The 16,513-nt window shown below is 70.9% G+C and carries 12 protein-coding genes; 4 read left to right on the forward strand and 8 right to left on the reverse strand.

The features are described 5' to 3' along the window. A partial coding sequence (locus MKK52_RS04650) for a sugar phosphate nucleotidyltransferase (RefSeq protein WP_243952647.1) occupies positions 1–394 on the forward strand: 394 nt, incomplete at its 5' end. Positions 395–403: 9 nt separating this feature from the next. Here MKK52_RS04650 and MKK52_RS04655 read toward each other — a convergent pair. After that, the gene (locus MKK52_RS04655; protein ID WP_243952648.1) at positions 404–667 is read right to left on the reverse strand and encodes a hypothetical protein; all 264 of its coding nucleotides are present in this window, start codon (positions 665–667) and stop codon (positions 404–406) included. A 172-nt stretch (positions 668–839) separates the two neighbouring features. Here MKK52_RS04655 and MKK52_RS04660 point away from each other — a divergent pair, with 172 nt between their 5' ends. Next, positions 840–1,934, forward strand: coding sequence for an OpgC family protein (locus MKK52_RS04660; protein WP_243952649.1), 1,095 nt, complete (start codon positions 840–842; stop codon positions 1,932–1,934). After that, positions 1,931–2,719 (forward strand): SGNH/GDSL hydrolase family protein, encoded by a 789-nt coding sequence (locus MKK52_RS04665; RefSeq protein WP_409564619.1) that lies wholly within the window; start codon positions 1,931–1,933, stop codon positions 2,717–2,719. The genes MKK52_RS04660 and MKK52_RS04665 overlap by 4 nt, the downstream gene beginning before the upstream one ends. A gap of 9 nt (positions 2,720–2,728) precedes the next feature. On the opposite strand, the gene MKK52_RS04670 is transcribed toward MKK52_RS04665, so the two are convergent. Then, on the reverse strand, positions 2,729–5,050 hold the full coding sequence (locus tag MKK52_RS04670; RefSeq protein ID WP_243952650.1) for a PAS domain-containing sensor histidine kinase: 2,322 nt from the start codon (positions 5,048–5,050) through the stop codon (positions 2,729–2,731). A gap of 178 nt (positions 5,051–5,228) precedes the next feature. Beyond that, on the reverse strand, positions 5,229–7,838 hold the full coding sequence (pepN, locus tag MKK52_RS04675) for an aminopeptidase N (RefSeq protein WP_243952651.1): 2,610 nt from the start codon (positions 7,836–7,838) through the stop codon (positions 5,229–5,231). Between the two features lie 152 nt (positions 7,839–7,990). Here pepN and MKK52_RS04680 point away from each other — a divergent pair, with 152 nt between their 5' ends. After that, a complete protein-coding gene (locus MKK52_RS04680; protein WP_243952652.1) occupies positions 7,991–11,281 on the forward strand; it encodes a DEAD/DEAH box helicase in 3,291 nt (1,096 codons plus the stop codon). A gap of 8 nt (positions 11,282–11,289) precedes the next feature. Here the strand turns inward: MKK52_RS04680 and MKK52_RS04685 are convergent, their stop codons facing one another. The 5 genes from MKK52_RS04685 to MKK52_RS04705 form a co-directional block, all read right to left on the reverse strand. Then, on the reverse strand, positions 11,290–11,538 hold the full coding sequence (locus MKK52_RS04685) for a PilZ domain-containing protein (RefSeq protein WP_243952653.1): 249 nt from the start codon (positions 11,536–11,538) through the stop codon (positions 11,290–11,292). Positions 11,539–11,626: 88 nt separating this feature from the next. Next, a complete protein-coding gene (locus MKK52_RS04690; RefSeq protein WP_243952670.1) occupies positions 11,627–12,973 on the reverse strand; it encodes a hybrid sensor histidine kinase/response regulator in 1,347 nt (448 codons plus the stop codon). Between the two features lie 11 nt (positions 12,974–12,984). After that, positions 12,985–14,154, reverse strand: a complete 1,170-nt coding sequence (locus MKK52_RS04695) for an FIST N-terminal domain-containing protein (RefSeq protein ID WP_243952654.1) — start codon at positions 14,152–14,154, stop codon at positions 12,985–12,987. A gap of 119 nt (positions 14,155–14,273) precedes the next feature. Continuing rightward, a complete protein-coding gene (locus MKK52_RS04700; RefSeq protein ID WP_409564620.1) occupies positions 14,274–15,278 on the reverse strand; it encodes a PQQ-dependent catabolism-associated beta-propeller protein in 1,005 nt (334 codons plus the stop codon). Between the two features lies 1 nt (position 15,279). Beyond that, the gene (locus tag MKK52_RS04705; protein ID WP_243952655.1) at positions 15,280–16,497 is read right to left on the reverse strand and encodes an ABC transporter substrate-binding protein; all 1,218 of its coding nucleotides are present in this window, start codon (positions 16,495–16,497) and stop codon (positions 15,280–15,282) included. Positions 16,498–16,513 lie beyond the last annotated feature (16 nt).

The raw sequence follows: 16,513 nt of genomic DNA on the forward strand, positions 1-16,513 counted from the left end.
GGTGACGGGCCTGTACTTCTACGACAATCAGGTGCTGGACATCGCCGCCGCCGTGACGCCCTCGGCGCGCGGCGAACTCGAGATCACCAGCGTGAACGAGGCCTATCTCGAGCGCGGCCAGCTCTACGTGGAGAAGATGAGCCGGGGCTATGCGTGGCTCGACACGGGGACCCACGACAGCCTGCTCGAAGCGTCGGAATTCGTGCGCACGATCCAGCACCGGCAGGGGCTTCAAGTCGCCTGCCTGGAGGAGATCGCCTACGTGCAGGGCTTCATCGACCGCGAGCAGCTGATCGCCCGCGGCAAGCTGTTCTCCAAGACCGCCTACGGCCGCAACCTGCTGCGGCTCGCCGACGAGCCGCAGGCGCGGGACGGCACGACCCTCAATTTGTGAGGCGCCGCCTCACTTGGGTCCGCAGCCGATGCAGATGCCGTCGGTGATCTTGTCGTCGGTCTTCTGCACCTTGGTCCGCCGCTCGCGGTTGTCCCCGGCGGTCGCGGCACCGGCATCGCCGCCGGCCGGGGGCATGGTCCGTCCGACCGCGCTGGTATGCGGCGCGGTGACGGTGCTGGTCGGCCCGCCGCCCGTGCCGGTCGTCGCCTGAGCGAGGGCGGCGGCCGAGCCACCCGCCCAGAGCGCGAGAGAGATCAAAACAGCGTGACGCATGGGGAGGCTCCTTCGCGTCTGTAACGCGACGTTTGCCCCCCGGTTCGATGGCGCGCGATCGAAATTCGCCGCCGGAATTCGCCCCCATCCCCCCTCAGGTCCGGGTTTCCAGCGGCGCTCGCGCGCCTTACAGAGACCCGGTCCGCCGACCAGCCCCGGAGCCGCCGCCCCCATGCGGGAGCCCAATGCGATCGATTTCTGGCGCGGCTTCGCCCTGATCACGATCTTCATCAACCACATCCCCGGCAACACGTTCGAGCGCTACACCTTCTCGCAATACGGCATCTCGGACGCGGCCGAGCTGTTCGTGTTCCTGGCGGGGTGGTCGATCGGGATCGCCACGCGCACCCGCGACGGGACGCCGGAGCCGCGCTGGCGCAGCGTCGTGCGGATGCTGGCGCGCACCGTCGAGGTCTACCGGGCGCAGATCACGGTGATGCTGCTGGCGCTGGCGATCATCGCCGGGGCCGCGCTGCTCCTCGACAACCCGCTGATCCTCGAATGGCACAATGCCGGCAACTTCTTCGCGGACCCGATCCAGTCGGTCTGCGGCATGGCGCTGCTCACCTACCAGCTCGGCTTCTTCAACATCCTGCCGCTCTACGTGGTGCTGATCGGCATCGCCCCGATCATCGTGGTGATCGCCCGGGTCAGCCGAGTGCTGGCGCTCGGCCTGTCCTTCGCGCTCTACCTCGCAAGCCTGATCCTCGACTGGAACCTGCCCTCCTGGCCGGGCGAGGGGACGTGGTTCTTCGATCCGTATTGCTGGCAGTTGCTGCTGACGCTGGGCTTCGTGCTGCAGGACTGGAACCGGACCTCCCCCGCCTTCGGGCGCTGGACGCGGCGCCTGATGCCGCTGGGCGTCGTCATCGTGATCGTCGGCATCACCCTGTCGGTGCTCGATATCCGGCCCGACCCGCTCACGGTCCCGGAACCGCGTTTGTTGTTCACGTTCGAGAAAAGCTACCTGACGCCGGCCCGTCTGGTGCATTTCCTTGGGGTATTGTTGGCGTTTTCGCCACTCTACGCATTGATCGCGCCGCGAATCGGCTGGATCGTCGGATTCCTGTCGGGCCTGGGCAGGAACTCCCTGGCCGTCTTCTCGATGGGGTCGCTGTTGAGCCTGATCGGCCAGCTCATCCGTTTCCAGACCGGAGGCGGGTTGCTGGTCGACATGGCGGTTGCCGGCTGCGGTCTCGTCGCGTTGGGAATCACCGCATGGTTCGTCGAATGGCGTTCCCGCAGAGCACCGAAGCCGCGCGCATGAGGGGCATCGTCGTCGCCCTCTGCCTGGGCATCGTCCCCGCCGCCGCGCAGGAAGCGGGCATGCCGGCCCCCTCGCTCGAATGCCGGGTGCCGGGCTCGCAACTCTACAGCGTCGCGGGCCTCGCGGCCGCGAAGGCGGCGCTGGAGGAGCGGCACGTGCTGCGCATCCTGGCCATCGGCGGCTCGTCGGCCCCCGGCGCCTCCGCCTCCTATCCCGTGAAGCTCGAAGCGGCGCTGGAACAGGCCATGCCGCATGTCGACGTGGTGATCGACCATCGCGGCCTGCCCGGGGAGATCGCCTCCGGCGCCGCCGAGCGGCTCCGCAGCCTCGTGGCGGACGCCGAGCCGGACCTCGTCGTGTGGCAGGTCGGCACCCACGATGCCATCGCGCGGGTCGATCCCACGGCCTTCGCCGAGGCCCTGGACGAGTCCGTAGCGTGGCTCAAATCCCACGGGATCGACGTGGTGCTGGTCGATCCGCTCTACACGGCGAGCGTCGCGACGGACACGGATTACAACCGGATCGTGGATGGGGTGCGCGACGTCGCCACCCGCGAGGGCGTCCCGCTGGTGCGCCGCTTCGAGGCCCTACGCTACTTGGCAGGCCGCACCGAGAAGGGCGAGGGCCATATCCTCGGGCGGCAGTTCCGCCTGAACGACCTCGGCCTGCGCTGCATGGCCGAGCATGTCGCCCTGACGATCTCGGCCTCCCTCGCCCGGACGCCGGCCCCAGTGCCGCCGAAGGAAACGCCCGCCCTCACCGAGCCGCAGCGCGCGCCGGGCTAGCGGGGCGGCTCAGGCCGCGTTTCGCCGGAGGGTCTTCGCGGCAGCCTCGCGGCCTGCCGTCTCGGCGACCTTTTCCAGCCGCTGCGGAGTCGGGGCCGGGAGGCGCAGCAGCACCACCGTGCCGACATTCTCCTCCGACCGGATCCGCAGGCCGCCGCCGTGCAGTTCGGCGGTGGAGCGGGCGATGGCGAGGCCGAGGCCCGAGCCCTTGTGGCGGCTGGTGATCTGCGTCTCGACCTTGGTGAAGGGCTGGCCGAGCCGGGGCAGCGCGGCGCGGGGAATGCCCATGCCGCTGTCGGCCACGAAGACGTGGACGTGCTCGCCCGCCGGGCGGACGCGGACCTCGATCCGCCCGCCGGAGCCCGTAAACTTCACGGCGTTCTCGAGGATGCCGACGAGGATGCGGTGGATGCCGCGGACGTCGGCGAGCAGGTCCGTCCCGGCCCGGACATCGACGTGGATCTGCAGATCCTTGCGCTCGGCCTCGGGGGCGACTGCCTCGACCGCGTCGGCCAGGGCCCGTTCGGCGGGCAGGGCGCGGGGCTGGAGCCGCACGCGGCGGGCCTCCAGGCGGGCCATGTCGAGGATGTCGTCGATCATCGCGAGCAGATGGCCGCCGCTCAGGCGGATGTCGCGGGCATACTCGCTGTAGCGCGGCACGCCGACGGGCCCGAGAACCTCGTTCTCCATCACGTCCGCGAAGCCGATGATGGCGTTGAGCGGGGTGCGCAGTTCGTGGCTCATGTTGGCCAGGAACTCGGATTTCGACTGGTTGGCCGATTCGGCCACAGCCTTCTGGTCGAGGTAGCGCTCGGCGAGGTCTGCGAGCTGCTGCGTCTGGACTTCGAGGGTCCGGCGCGATCGTTTGAGGTCGGTGACCGTGTCGATCAACTCGCGCTCCGAGGCGACGAGCTGTTCCTGCTGGCGCTTCAGGCTGGTGATGTCGGTGCCGACTGAGACGTAGCCCCCGTCCCGCGTGCGGCGTTCGCTGATCTGCAGCCATCGCCCGTCGGCCAGTTCCGCCTCGAAGGTGCGGGCGGTCGCCATGCCGATCTCCGGTGTCTCCCGGCGGATCTGGGGCAGGGCGCCCCGGCTCATCACGTCGACGTAGCGGCGGCCCGGCTGGGCATCCTCGGCGCTGAGCGCGTGGAGATGGCGGAACTTGGAATTGCACAGGACGAGGCGGTTGCCCTGGTCCCATACCACAAACGCCTCGGAGATCGCCTCCACCGCGTCGCGCAGGCGCATGTCGTTGGCGGCGCTGGTTTCTTCCAGGGCGCGCTGGTGGCTGATGTCGACGGCGATGCCGACGAGATGGCGCCCGCCATCGAACCCGTCCGTCACCACCTCGGCGCGGGCGCGCAGCCAGACATAGGCCCCGTCCGCACCGCGCACGCGGAAGGCGTGGTCCACATGGGTCTGGTTGGCGGCGACCGCGCGGGCGAGGCTGTAGAGGTCGCCGTCATCCGGGTGGACGAGGCCGTTGACCGTGCCGAAGGCGAGATAGGGCTGCTCCCGGCGGTAGCCGAGCAGCGTGTACATCGAGTCGGACCAGTAGATCCGCCCCCTGGCGATGTCCCAGTCCCACAGGCCGCAATCGCTGCGGCGGAGCGCCGTCTCCAGCCGGAGGCGGATCTGCTCGCAGGCCCGGTCGGCGAGGGTCGCCTGCCGCGTCTGCAGCCCGTAGGCGACGCCGACGCCGACGATCACGAGGATCGCCGCGCCGACGAGGACGATCTGGTCGCGCGTCCGCGCCCCCCAGCCGACCATCAGCGGATCGACGGGCTGAAGCACCGCGACCTGACCCTTCCCGGCGGGCAGGTTGTGTACGGCCGCGACCACACGCTCGCCGCCGGGGAGCTCGAGGAGCACCGCCCCGGCGCGCTCGCCGAGGGCCGAGAGCGGTTCGCTGGGCCCGAGGATGTCGGGCAGCGTCTCCATCTCCGCCGGCAGCGGCGGATGGGCGACGGCGATCCGGGAATTGGGGGCGAGCAGGACGAGGCGGCGGCCGGGATGGCGCCCGTCCTCGGGAAGCAGGGCGTGAAGGTCGGCGCGGCCGCTCTCGACCGAGCGCAGGGCATGGGCGGCGAGGCGGGCGAAGCTCTCCACCTCGGCCTCGGCACCGGACAGGATCTCGGCCCGCTGGCCACGGATGTGGATCGCGGCCAGGGCGACGAGGCAGGCGAGGAAGATCGAGAGCGCGCCGGGTACGGCATAGCGCAACCAGCGCTCCGCTCTCTGCAAACGCGGATCCCGGCTGCGGACGGGCCAAACCGCCGACAGAGTCGAGTCCGCACGCGCGGAGAGGGAAGCGGAAACCGCCTCCGGCATGGCCGAACCTCACCCCTCGGAGAATCGATCCGGCCGGGGCGCTGGCGCCCTGCGAATCTGACTGAATACAATCACCTGCGCAGGGGGTTTGTCCACCGCTTTTTTACCATTCTACCTTGACGTGAACCCCTCCCGACGCCAGCCGACAGAATCAGTTTTGTGCAATCTTAACAGGTGGTTAGCCGTCTTTCAGAGTCCGGCTCAGGATGTCCGCGACATCCCTGGACAAACCAGGAACGGCCTTGATCCGGTTCAGCATTTCGGCGGCGGCCACACGGCGGTTTTTTTCGAGCCGACGCCACGATCCGAAGGCCGTTAGAAGCCTGGCTGCAACCTGAGGATTCGCGGAATCGAGCGCCTTCACGGTGTCCGCGACGAGCGCGAAACCCGCTCCGTCGGCCCGCGCGAACTGCGTCGGGTTCGCCATGCTGAAGCTGCCGATGAGCGCGCGGACCCGATTCGGGTTGGTCATGGAGAAGGCCGGGTGGCCCTTCAGCCGCTCGATTCGCGCCAGGGTCTCGGGTTCGGGGATGGTCGCCTGGATGGCGAACCACTTGTCGAGGACGAGGGGTTCGTGGGCGTAGCGCGCCCCGAACCCGTCGAGGGCGGCCTCCCGCGCCGGGCCGGGGATCTGCGCGAGGGTGGCGAGGGCGGCGAGCCGGTCGGTCATGTTGCCGGCCTCGTCGAGGCGGCGCGTGGCAAGGGCCGCACCCGCCTCCGGGTCACCCGCCGCGATCAGGTCGAGGGCCGCGTTGCGGAGCGACCGGCGGCCCGCCGAGGCGGCGTCGGGGCTGTAGGCGGCCCCGTCCGCCGGGGCGAGGGCCGCGTCGATGCGGTCCAGGCGCGGGCGCAGCGCCCAGCCGAGATGGGCGCGCAGGGCGTGCCGGGCGGTGTGGATGGCATCGGGATCGACGTCGGCGGCGAGTTGATCGGCCGCCTCGCCCTCGGTCGGCAGGGCGAGGACGAGGGCGGCGAAAGCCGGGTCGGACAGCGCCTCCCCGTCGAGGAAGGTGCCGAGCGCCTCCGCGAATGCCTCCGCGCGGGCGGGATCGGGGTCGAGGATCAGCCGCATGGCGACGTCCTGCGCCGCCTGCCAACGGTTGAACGGGTCGCTGTCGCGGGCGAGCAAGCGCAGGCGCTCCGCGTCGGTGAGGGCGAAATCGAGGCGCACGGGCGCCGAGAAGTCCCGCAGCAGCGAGGGCACCGGCGCCTCGGTGACGGCCTCGAACACGAGGTCCGCCTCGCGGGTGTCGAGGACGAAGACGCCGTCCTTCACCGCCTTGCAGGTCGCCCCGGTCAGGGGGCCGGAGGCGCCCACGAGGCCGAGCGCCACGGGGATGACGAGGGGCGGGCCCTCCTCCGGTAGGTGCTGGGCGAGGCGCAGGGTGTAGGTGCGGGCGGCGGCATCGTAGGTGCCGCTCGCCGCGAGGCGGGGCGTGCCAGGGCGCTCGTACCAGCGGGCGAAGGCCGAGAGGTCGCGCCCGGTCACGGTGGCGAAGGCGGCGAGGAAATCCTCGACGGTGGCCGCGCGCCCGTCATTGTCCGCGAAGTAGCGGTCCATGCCCGCGCGGAAGGCATCGCCGCCGATCAGGGTGCGCAGCATCCGCACGATCTCGGCGCCCTTGTCGTAGACCGTCGCCGTGTAGAAGTTGTTGATCTCGGCATAGGCGTTCGGCCGCACGGGATGGCGCAGCGGGCCGGCATCCTCGGGGAATTGCCGGGCGCGCAGGGAGCGCACCTCGCCGATCCGGTGGACCGGCCGGGAGCGCATGTCCGAGGAGAATTCCTGATCGCGGAAGACCGTCAGGCCCTCCTTCAGGCAGAGCTGGAACCAATCCCGGCAAGTCACTCTGTTGCCGGACCAATTGTGAAAATACTCGTGGGCGATGATCGCCTCGATGTTGGCGTAGTCCGCGTCGGTCGCCGTCTCGGGTACGGCGAGCACGTACTTGTCGTTGAAGATGTTGAGGCCCTTGTTCTCCATCGCCCCCATGTTGAAGGCGGAGACGGCGACGACGGTGAACACGTCGAGGTCGTAGGCGCGGCCGAAGGCGCGCTCGTCCCACTCCATCGAGCGGACCACGGCGTCGAGGGCGTAGCCCGCGCGGTCTTCCCGGCCGGGCTCGACATAGACGGCGCAGGTCACGTCGCGCCCCTCCATCGTGCGGAACGTGGTCTCGACCTTGCCGAGGCGTCCGCCGACGATGGCGAAGAGATAGGCCGGCTTCGGGTGCGGGTCGTGCCAGACGGCGTAGTGGCGGTCCTCGCCCACCGGGCCGGACTCGACCGGGTTGCCGTTGCCCAGCAGCACCGGGGCCTCCTCGCGGTCCGCCTCGATCCGCGTGATGTAGACGGCCATCACGTCCGGCCGGTCGAGGAAGTAGGTGATGCGCCGGAAGCCGTCCGCCTCGCACTGGGTGCAGTAGACGCCGTCCGTCCGGTAGAGGCCCATCAGCTTGGTGTTGGCGGTGGGATCGACCTGCGTGACGATCCGCAGAACGAAGGGCCGCCGGGGCGGCCGGTGCAGGGTCAGGCCCGATGGAGAGACCGTCATAGCCTCCGGCGCCACGCCCGCCCCGTCGAGGTCGAGGGCCACGAGCGTCAGGTCGTCGCCGTCGAGATGGAGCGGCGCCTCCGGGTCTCCGGCGGGGTTCGGCCGCAGGGCGAGTTCCGCCGTGATCCGCGTGGCGTGCGGATCGAGCCGGATGTCGAGATCGACGCGGTCGATCAGGAAGGCGCTCGGGCGGTAATCCTCCAGGCGGATCAGCGGCGGCGTCTCTGTTCGCATACGAAGCACTCCCGACATGGACAGGCCTTCGTTCTGGCGCCTCGGTGGCCCGAGCGCAACGCGCCTGTGACGGCACGCCCGCTGTGGATGGAGGGGACCCGGCGGGCCCCAGCCGCGTTGCCGGGCACAAGGGTGATGAGTGCGGGTCCGGAATGGCAGGTTCAGGGGTGCGGCGTCAGGCGAAGGCGGCGGAACGGAGCCCGGAGGATGTACCGCTCGTCCCAACAGGGGCGCTCGCCGTGTCGCTCCTCGGCCTCGCGGAGGAGGGCGGTCCCATCGTCCATGTCGCCCGCGACGGGCGGCGCCTCGAAGAACTCGCCGCGACGCTCCGCGTGCTGCAGCCCGGCCTCGCGGTCGGCCTCTTTCCCGAATGGGATTGCCTGCCCTTCGACCATGCCTCGCCGTCGCGGGCCACGATGGGCGCCCGCACCGCGCTGCTCCGCTGGCTGACCGACGCGGAGGCGCGGCCCGCGATCATCCTCACCACCGGCCCCGCCATGGTCCAGCGGGTCCCGCCGCCGGAGACCTGGGACGGCGCGCGCGTCACCTTCGCCGTCGGCGACACGATCGACGTCGCCGCCGTCACCGCCGAGTTGCAGCGCCTCGGTTACGTCCTCGACGAGCGGGTGGACGAGCCGGGCGAGGTCGCCATGCGCGGCCGGACCCTCGAAGTTTTCCCCGCCGCCGCCCCGCGCCCCTGCCGGGTGGAGCACGACAAGGGCCGCGTCACCGCGATCCGCTCCTACGATCCGGTCTCGCAGCGCTCCGTGGCCGAGACCCCTAACCTCCTCGTGGACCCCGCCACCGAGATCCTGCTGACGGCCGACGCACAGGACCGGCTGGTGCCCTTCACGGGCCAGGAGCACGGCCTGCCGCGCTTTTACAAATCGCTCGTGACGCTGATCGATTACCTCCCCGAGGCCCGCCTCGTCGTGGAGGAGGGGACGGAGAGCCGCCTCGGCGCCTTCTTCGAGCAGGTCGAGGAGGGGCGGGAGGCCGCGAGCCGTGGGCGCCGCTCGGCCAAGGCCGTGGACGGGCTCTATCTCACGCCCAAGGAGTGGAAGGCGCTGGCCAAGGGCCATGCGCTGGCCGGCGCGACGGAAGAGGCCGCCCAGGACGTGATGGTCCCGGTCTTCGCCCGCGACAAGCGCCCCGGCACGGCCCTGGCGAAGTTCTTGCGCGAGCGGCTGAAGGCGGGCGACCGTATCGTCCTCGCCGGCCCGAAATCCCCCCTGCGCCGCCTCGTGCGCCGCGCCTCCGAGGCCGCCGAGCGTCCGATCCGGCTCATCGACGCCTGGGCCGAGGCCGGGGAGGCCGAGCCCGGCGCGGTGCTGGCTTTCGAGGCACCCCTCTCGGCCGGCTTCCGCCTCGACGGCACCACCGTCGTCGCGGCGGCGGATTTCCTCGGGCCGTCGGCCGCGCCGGTCGGCACGGCGGGTCCGGTCCTGCCGCTGGGCGATGTCGAATTGCGGCCGGGCGACGTGGCCGTCGACCGCGACCGGGGGCTCTGCGTGTTCGAGGGGCTGGAACCCGTCTCGACCACGGACGCGACGGAGGCCCTGCGCCTGCGCTTCGCCGACGACGCGGTGCTGATGGTGCCGGTGGATCAGGCCGAGCGGATTTGGCGCTACGGCTCGGAGCCGGAGGCCGTCACCCTCGACAAGCTCGACGGCAACACCTGGGCGCGCCGCCGCCTGGAGGCCGAGGCGACCCTCGCCCGCACCGCCCGCATCCTGCTCGAAGCCGCCAAAGTGCGGAAGGAGGCCGGCGCGGCGAAGCTCGTACCCCCGGCGCGCGACCTTGAGCGTTTCGCGGCGGGCTTCGGCTTCTCGCCGACCCCGGATCAGGCGCAATCCGTTGAGGCGATCTTGGCGGACCTTGCCTCCGGCGAACCTATGGACCGGCTGATCTGCGGCGATGTCGGCTTCGGCAAGACCGAGGTCGCCCTGCGCGCCCTCGCCGCCGCGATCTTCGCCGGCAAGCAGGCGGTGCTGATCGCCCCGACCACCGTGCTCGCCCGCCAGCACGCCGCCACCCTGGAGCGCCGCTTCAGCCGGTTCGGCATCGAGGTCGGGCATCTCTCGCGCCTCGTCTCGCCGGCCGAGGCGAAGCGGGTGAAGCAGGGCTTGGCGGACGGCTCGATCCGCCTCGCGGTCGGCACCCATGCCCTGGCCGCCAAGAGCGTCGCCTATGCCGATCTCGGCCTCACGGTGATCGACGAGGAGCAGCGCTTCGGCGCCAAGATGAAATCCGACCTGCGCCGTCTCGCGGCCGGTGGCCACGTCCTGACCCTGACGGCGACGCCGATCCCGCGCACCCTGCAATCGGCCCTGGTCGGCCTGCAGAGCCTCAGCGTGCTGGCGACCCCGCCTGCTCTGCGCCAACCGGTGCGCACCGTCGTCACCGCCTTCGAGGACGAGACCCTGCGCGAGGCGCTGGTGCGCGAGCACCGAAGGAGCGGCCAGAGCTTCGTCGTCTGCCCGCGCATCGAGGACATCGCCCCCTTGCGCGACCGCCTCGCCAAGCTCGTGCCCGACCTCGACATCGCCGTCGCGCATGGCGACCTGAAGGCCGCGGAGATGGACGAGACCATGGTCCGGTTCGCGGAGGGCTCGGGCGACGTGCTCCTCGCCACCGCAATCATCGAGAGCGGCCTCGACGTGCCCCGCGCCAACACGATGCTCGTGTGGGACGCCGCCCGGTTCGGCCTCGCGCAGTTGCACCAGCTGCGCGGGCGGGTCGGGCGCGGCCAGCGCCGTGGCGTGGTCTATCTGCTGAGCGATCCCGCCGCGCCGCCGAACCCGGCCGCCGAGCAGCGCCTGCGCGCCTTGGAGGCCATGGACCGCCTCGGCGCCGGCTTCGCCATCAGCGCCCGCGACCTCGACCTGCGCGGAGCGGGCGATCTCGTCGGCGAGGATCAGGCGGGGCACGCCAAGCTCGTCGGGCTCGGCCTCTACCGGCATCTGCTCGAACTCGCGCTGATGCAGGCCAAGGGTCAGCCGGCCGAGGATTGGACCCCGGACCTCGTCCTCGGCCTCGCCGCGACGATCCCGGATTCCTACGTGCCGGAGCCGGAGATCCGCCTCGACCTCTACACCCGCGTCCTGCGGCTGCGGGATGCGGAGGCGATCGAGGCCCTGGCGGCGGAGGTGGAGGACCGGTTCGGCGCGCCGCCGGAGCCGGTCGCCGCCCTGTTCGCCCTCGGCCGGCTTAGGGCCACCTGCCGCCAGCTCGGCATCGCCCGGCTGAACGGCGGGCCGCAGGGCATCGCGGCCGAGTTCCGGCCCGGTTGCCGGCCGGGACCGATGGCGGCGGCCGACGACCTCGTGCTCAAGGAGAACCGGATCGTCCTGCGGCGGGCCTGCGGGGACGCGGCCCGGCGGGCCGAGTCGGCCGCCGAGTTGCTGGACCGGATCCGCGAGGCGCGGGAGAGGAGCCGCTGAGCGGCGGCTCAGGCCGCCTCCAACTGCGCGCCGATCTCCTCGCCCTTCCGCCACACGAGGCGGCAGACGAAGAAGGTCGGCGCCTGTTCGATCTCCAACAGGAACGTGTCGGGGATCAGGTCCGCCTCCGGGAGGGTGACGCGGACGCCGCGTTCCGACCGGTCGTAGACGAGGCAGGAGACGGAGCGGTGTTCGTCCAGGCAGATGCGCCCCGGGACATCGAGCCGGGTGCGGGGGAGAGCGCGGCGTTCGATCATTGCGAGCCTCGACAGAGGAGCACACTCTCCCACGGACGCGTACAGACCACGTAAGACCGTTCGCTCAAATTGTCCGCATTGGGCCGGATCAGGCCAGCAGGTAGGCCAGGAGCGCGCGCAACTGCGCCGGCTTCACCGGCTTCAGCATCAGCTCGGCCTGGGCCTCCACGACGCGGCGGCCGACCTCGACGCTGTAATCGGCGGTTGCGACGATGACTGGCGTCACCCAGCCCCGCGCCTCCCGCAGGTGCTCGACCACGTCGAGGCCGGTGGCGCCGTCGGACAGGTGATAATCGATGATCATCACGTCCGGGCGCTTCATCCCGTTGCGCAGGGATTCGACCACGCCGGAGAGGGCGCGGTGGCTCTCCACCTCGGCGTCCCACCCGCGCAGCAGCCGTTCCAGCGCCTCGGCGGTAGAGGCGTCGTTCTCGATGACGAGCACCCGCGCGCCGGTCAGCGTCGTGGCCACAGGCACCGGATGCGCGGGCGCGTCCGGCGCCGACGGCGCGAGAGGAAGCTCGACGCTCATCCGCGTCCCCCGCCCGACCCGGGAATGCAACTGGATCGGGTGGCCCAGGGCCGAGGCCATGCGCTGGACGATGGAGAGGCCGAGCCCCAGCCCCGGCCCGCCGGCATCCTCGCCGTCGCCCGTGCCCCGGTAGAATTCCTCGAAGACGAGGTCGCGCTCCTCCTCCGGGATGCCCCGGCCGGAATCGACCACGTCGATCCGGCACAGGCCGCCCCGGCGGCGCACGCCGATCAGCACCCCACCCGATTCCGTGTAGCGCACGGCGTTGGACACGAGGTTCTGCAGGATCCGCTGCATCAGCGCCACGTCGGTGGCCACCACCACGTCGCACGCACGGGAGAGGAGGCGCAGGCCCTTGCGCTCGGCGAAGGGCCGGAAGCTCGCCTCGATATGCGCCACCAGATCCGCGAGCCGCACCGGCTTGATCACCGGCCGCACGGCGCCCGCATCGAGCTTCGAGATGTCGATGAGGGCCTTGATCAGGTCCTCGATGGTCTGGAGACCGCGCTCCACCTGTCCCGCGACGGTCTGCGCCTCCGGGCCGGGGGCGAGGTCGGCCAGCGCCGAGAGGGAGAGCCGGGCCGCGTTGAGGGGCTGGAGCAGGTCGTGGCTCGCGGCGGCGAGGAAGCGCGTCTTCGAGCGGTTGGCCGTCTCGGCTTCGTCCTTGGCCGATTGCAAAGCCGAGTTCGAGGTCTCCAGGCTCTTCATCAGGGAGGTCAGCTCCTCCGTGCGCGAGCGGACGCGGCCTTCGAGCATGATCGCGGTCTGGAACAGGGCGTAGGCGCCGCCCTGCTGGTCCATGGTCCGCTCGACATGGGCCATGAGGGCAGCGTTGATGCGCTCCAGCTTCTCGATCCGGCGCGTCAGGGCCTCGCGGCTCTCGCCCTCCGCCTCCGCGACCATGGCCGTCCCGCTCACGCCGGATGGTTCCGGCCGATGGCGATGCCGGTGAAGGTCTGGTTCAGGTGCATCGAGCGGTATTGCTCGCCGTAGGTCTCGAACCCGACCACGCCGTAGCGGCTGTAGAGGTCCGAGATGCGGTGGCGGCATTGCCGGCTCTCGGCGTCGAGGCGGCGCAGCACGCAATCGAACCCGATCACGAGGTCGAGTCCGCCCAGGGTCTCGTCGAGGTCGGAGAGTTCCGCCCGCGTCGCCTCCACGATGTCGTGCGGCTGCGCCAGCGTCAGCACCGCGCCCTCGCTGATGGCGCAGAACAGGGTGAGCGACCCGTCCGGCTCCACCCGGCTGATTGACCGGCAATAATATTCACCCCCGACCTTCACCGCGAGGGGATAGGCCGCGAAGCTCATCGGCGTCAGGTGCTCGGGATCGAGCCCCACCGCCTTGGCGTATTCCCGCGCCGCCGGCTCGGCGTTGAGTTCGTAGACCCGCCGATGCTCCTCGGAGGCGGCCGTCACGACGAACTTGCGCTGGGTCGGGGCGAAGTTGTCGCTCTTGAAGATGCGGATCGGAAAATCCGTCTCCACGAGGATCAGCACCGCCGCGTTGGTGTGGATCGCCCCATCGTGGATGAGCACCGTGCCGGCGAAGGCGAGGTCGTCCCCCGCCGAGCCGCCGACGAGGGGGATGCCGTCGAGCGCCCAGGCCACGGCCGAGACCACCGTCTCCTCCGCGTTGGAGAGCGCGTCGATGAGCGAGAGGGCGAACTGGCTGCCCGGTACCGGATCGACCCGGATCTGGTCGAGCTGCCGGCGCAGGCTGCGCACGGCGGTCGCGGTGCGGGCGACATCCAGGCAATCGATCCGGGTCAGCACGTCGCTGACGATGCGGAAGCCCCGGCGGGGGAAGGCGATGGCGACGAGGCCCCGGTCGATGGCGCCGGCCGGGCTGATCCCACCGGAGGAACTGCAGCCTTGCAGCGTCACGCCAGGGAAATGCGCCTTCACCGCCGCAACGAGATCCCGCGCGTCGTAGGCGGGCGAGAAGAAGACGAGCAGGTGCCCGATCGGCTCACGGTCGAGGAGCGCGGCGACGGAGGCCACGGCCTCGCGCACGTCGGACGCCTCGGTCCAGGCAGACTGGATCCCGCAGAGATGCGAACGCATCCGCGTTCCATCGATCACGGCGTCACTCCCGCTCGGGGCCGCTCTCGCCCGGCGGCCCTCGTGGGAGGAACTATATGTCCGCAACGGGGATTGTTGCAAACCGCACCGATCGTCTGTCCCGTCCCTTCGCTGCCCGGTCACTTGCCGGCGGAGGCCTCGCCGCGTGCGGGCGAGGGGCGGACGGCGGCCCCCCAGGGGAAGCGCCCGACCTTCACGGTCTTGATCGCCTTGAGCGACGGCACGTCGATCACCGTCACGTCCCCCGAGACGCCGTTCGTGGTGACGAGCCTGTCCTGCTCCGGGGTGATCGCGATGTGCCAGACCCGCCGCCCGACGAGGATGTAGCTCTTCACCTCGAAGGTCCTGGCATCCACCACCGCGACCCGGTCGGAGGGCCCGAGTGCCACGAAGGCGAGGCGCCCGTCGTCGGTGAGACTGATCCCCACCGGCTGAATCCGGTCCGAGGCGACGCCCTTGATCTCGAAGGGGATCGTCTTCTCCACCTTGCGGGTCGCCACGTCGATCACCGCGACGGTCCCGCCGATCTCGGAGGACACCCACAGGGTCTTGCCGTCCTTCGAGAATTCCGCGTGGCGCGGGCGCTGGTCCACCCGCGTCGCGTCGATGGCGGTGAGCGTCGCCACGTCGATCCAGTGGACCATGTTCGTGGTCTCGGAGGTCGTCACCGCGATCTTGCCGTCCGGGCTGACGGCCATGCCCTCGGGCTCGATGCCGACGTCGATCTGCGCCTTCACGTGCTTGGTTTCGACATCGACCACCGTCGTGGTGGCGTTGTTCTCGTTGGCGATGAACAGGGTGCGCCCGTCGGGCGAGAGCGCGAATTGCTCCGGGTCCTCGCCGGAGGGCAGGTCGGTGAGAAGCTTGCCGCTGTCGGGATCGATAACCTGCACGGAATCGGAATCGCTGGCGCAGACGAAGAGGCGCGTGCCGTCCTTTGAGAACACCACCCCGCGCGGGCGCCGGCCCACGGGGAAGGTGCGCGTCACCGCATAGGTCCCGGTGTCGATCACCGAGACCGTGTTGTCGCGCTCGTTGGTGACGTAGATCTCGGCGGCCCGCGTGGGCGCGACGGGGAGAAGCAAGGCCATCAGGGCGGCGAGGGCGGGAAGACCGCGCATCATGTCATCCTCCGAAGGCCTTGCAGGCGCTCTCGGGCCGGTCGAGACCCAGCGTGTCGAGTTCGGTGGCGCGGTGGAGGAAGCCCTCGACCGGCGCCGTGCCGACCACCGCCCCGGGCCAGAGCAGGTAGAGGGGCTGGCGCAACTGCCCGTTCCAGGGGCGGAAGCTGAGCGCCCGCCCCTTGAAGCCGCCGACCTCGAAGGCGGGATCGAGCATCAGCTTGGCGATGGCGGCCGGATCGGCGGATTTGAGCTTCACCGCCGCCTCGCCCACCGCGTGGACGGCCATCCAGCCCGCCCAGTCGACGGGGCTCATGGTCCGCCCGGCGAGCTTGCGGAAGCGCTGCTGCAATTGCGCGGCGGCCCAGGCCTCCACCGCACGGCCCCAGGCGGCGGGGGAAAGGCCCTGCGTGCCCACCACCGGGCGCGGGGATTCGGTGTTGTAGACGAGGTTCGTGCCGAACTCGCCCGCCTCGTCGGCCACCGCGACCACGTCGTGCTCGGGGCCGCGCGTGGCGAGGGCGAATTCCCGGAGCGCGCTGTCGCGCAGATCCGCCCCCCGCGCGTCGAACTTGGTCTCCGCGACGACCCGCGCCCCGAACTTCCGGGCGCTGCGCTTCAGGGACTCCGCGTAGAGCCCGTCCGCCGTGTCCGGCCCGGAGACGAGGAGGATGCGCGTCCAGCGCTTGAACACCAGCAACTGGACGAGGGCGTCCGTCAGCATCGCCCGCGAGGGGATGACGTGCAGCACCCGCTTGCGGCACTCGGCATCGCGCAGGGCGGTGTCGGTGGCGCCGACATTGAGGAGAACGAGGTCCTTCGCCTCTGGGGCGTCGGCCAGGGAAAGGAGGTCGGCGGCGGGGGCGTTGACCACCACGAATCGCGGCCGGTCCTTGCCGGCGAGCAGTTCGGCCAGGGCAGCGCGGATGTCGCCGCCGGGCTCCACCACCTTGCTCGCCAGGGAGAGGGAGAGGCCGCCGAACCGCCCGGTGGCGTTCGAGTCACGCAGGCCGAGTTCGGCGCCCTTCAGCCCCTCGTCGGCGGGAACCGGATCCTCGTTGTTCAGGGGGTTCGGCCGCTCGATCCGCCGTTCGAGATAGGCGACGCCCACCGGCTCGGCCGCAAGCGCCGCCGGCATGGCAAGGAGGCCGGCCGCCAGGAACCCGGCGCTCCAGCGCGCAAGTCTCCGTCCCCGGCTCCATGCCTCGGTCGCCGTCCGCATCCGGCTGTTCTCGTTT

Origin of the sequence: Methylobacterium sp. J-067 (assembly GCF_022829465.1) — a bacterium.
Classification (GTDB): Bacteria; Pseudomonadota; Alphaproteobacteria; order Rhizobiales; family Beijerinckiaceae; genus Methylobacterium; species Methylobacterium litchii.

Coding starts and splice junctions, on each gene's coding strand:
- MKK52_RS04705 (WP_243952655.1), bottom strand. CDS start 16,497: ATGCGGACGGCGACCGAGGCATGGAGCCGGGGACGGAGACTTGCGCGC.
- MKK52_RS04690 (WP_243952670.1), bottom strand. CDS start 12,973: ATGGTCGCGGAGGCGGAGGGCGAGAGCCGCGAGGCCCTGACGCGCCGG.
- pepN (WP_243952651.1), bottom strand. CDS start 7,838: ATGCGAACAGAGACGCCGCCGCTGATCCGCCTGGAGGATTACCGCCCG.
- MKK52_RS04670 (WP_243952650.1), bottom strand. CDS start 5,050: ATGCCGGAGGCGGTTTCCGCTTCCCTCTCCGCGCGTGCGGACTCGACT.
- MKK52_RS04665 (WP_409564619.1), top strand. CDS start 1,931: ATGAGGGGCATCGTCGTCGCCCTCTGCCTGGGCATCGTCCCCGCCGCC.
- MKK52_RS04700 (WP_409564620.1), bottom strand. CDS start 15,278: ATGATGCGCGGTCTTCCCGCCCTCGCCGCCCTGATGGCCTTGCTTCTC.
- MKK52_RS04680 (WP_243952652.1), top strand. CDS start 7,991: ATGGCAGGTTCAGGGGTGCGGCGTCAGGCGAAGGCGGCGGAACGGAGC.
- MKK52_RS04660 (WP_243952649.1), top strand. CDS start 840: ATGCGGGAGCCCAATGCGATCGATTTCTGGCGCGGCTTCGCCCTGATC.
- MKK52_RS04685 (WP_243952653.1), bottom strand. CDS start 11,538: ATGATCGAACGCCGCGCTCTCCCCCGCACCCGGCTCGATGTCCCGGGG.
- MKK52_RS04655 (WP_243952648.1), bottom strand. CDS start 667: ATGCGTCACGCTGTTTTGATCTCTCTCGCGCTCTGGGCGGGTGGCTCG.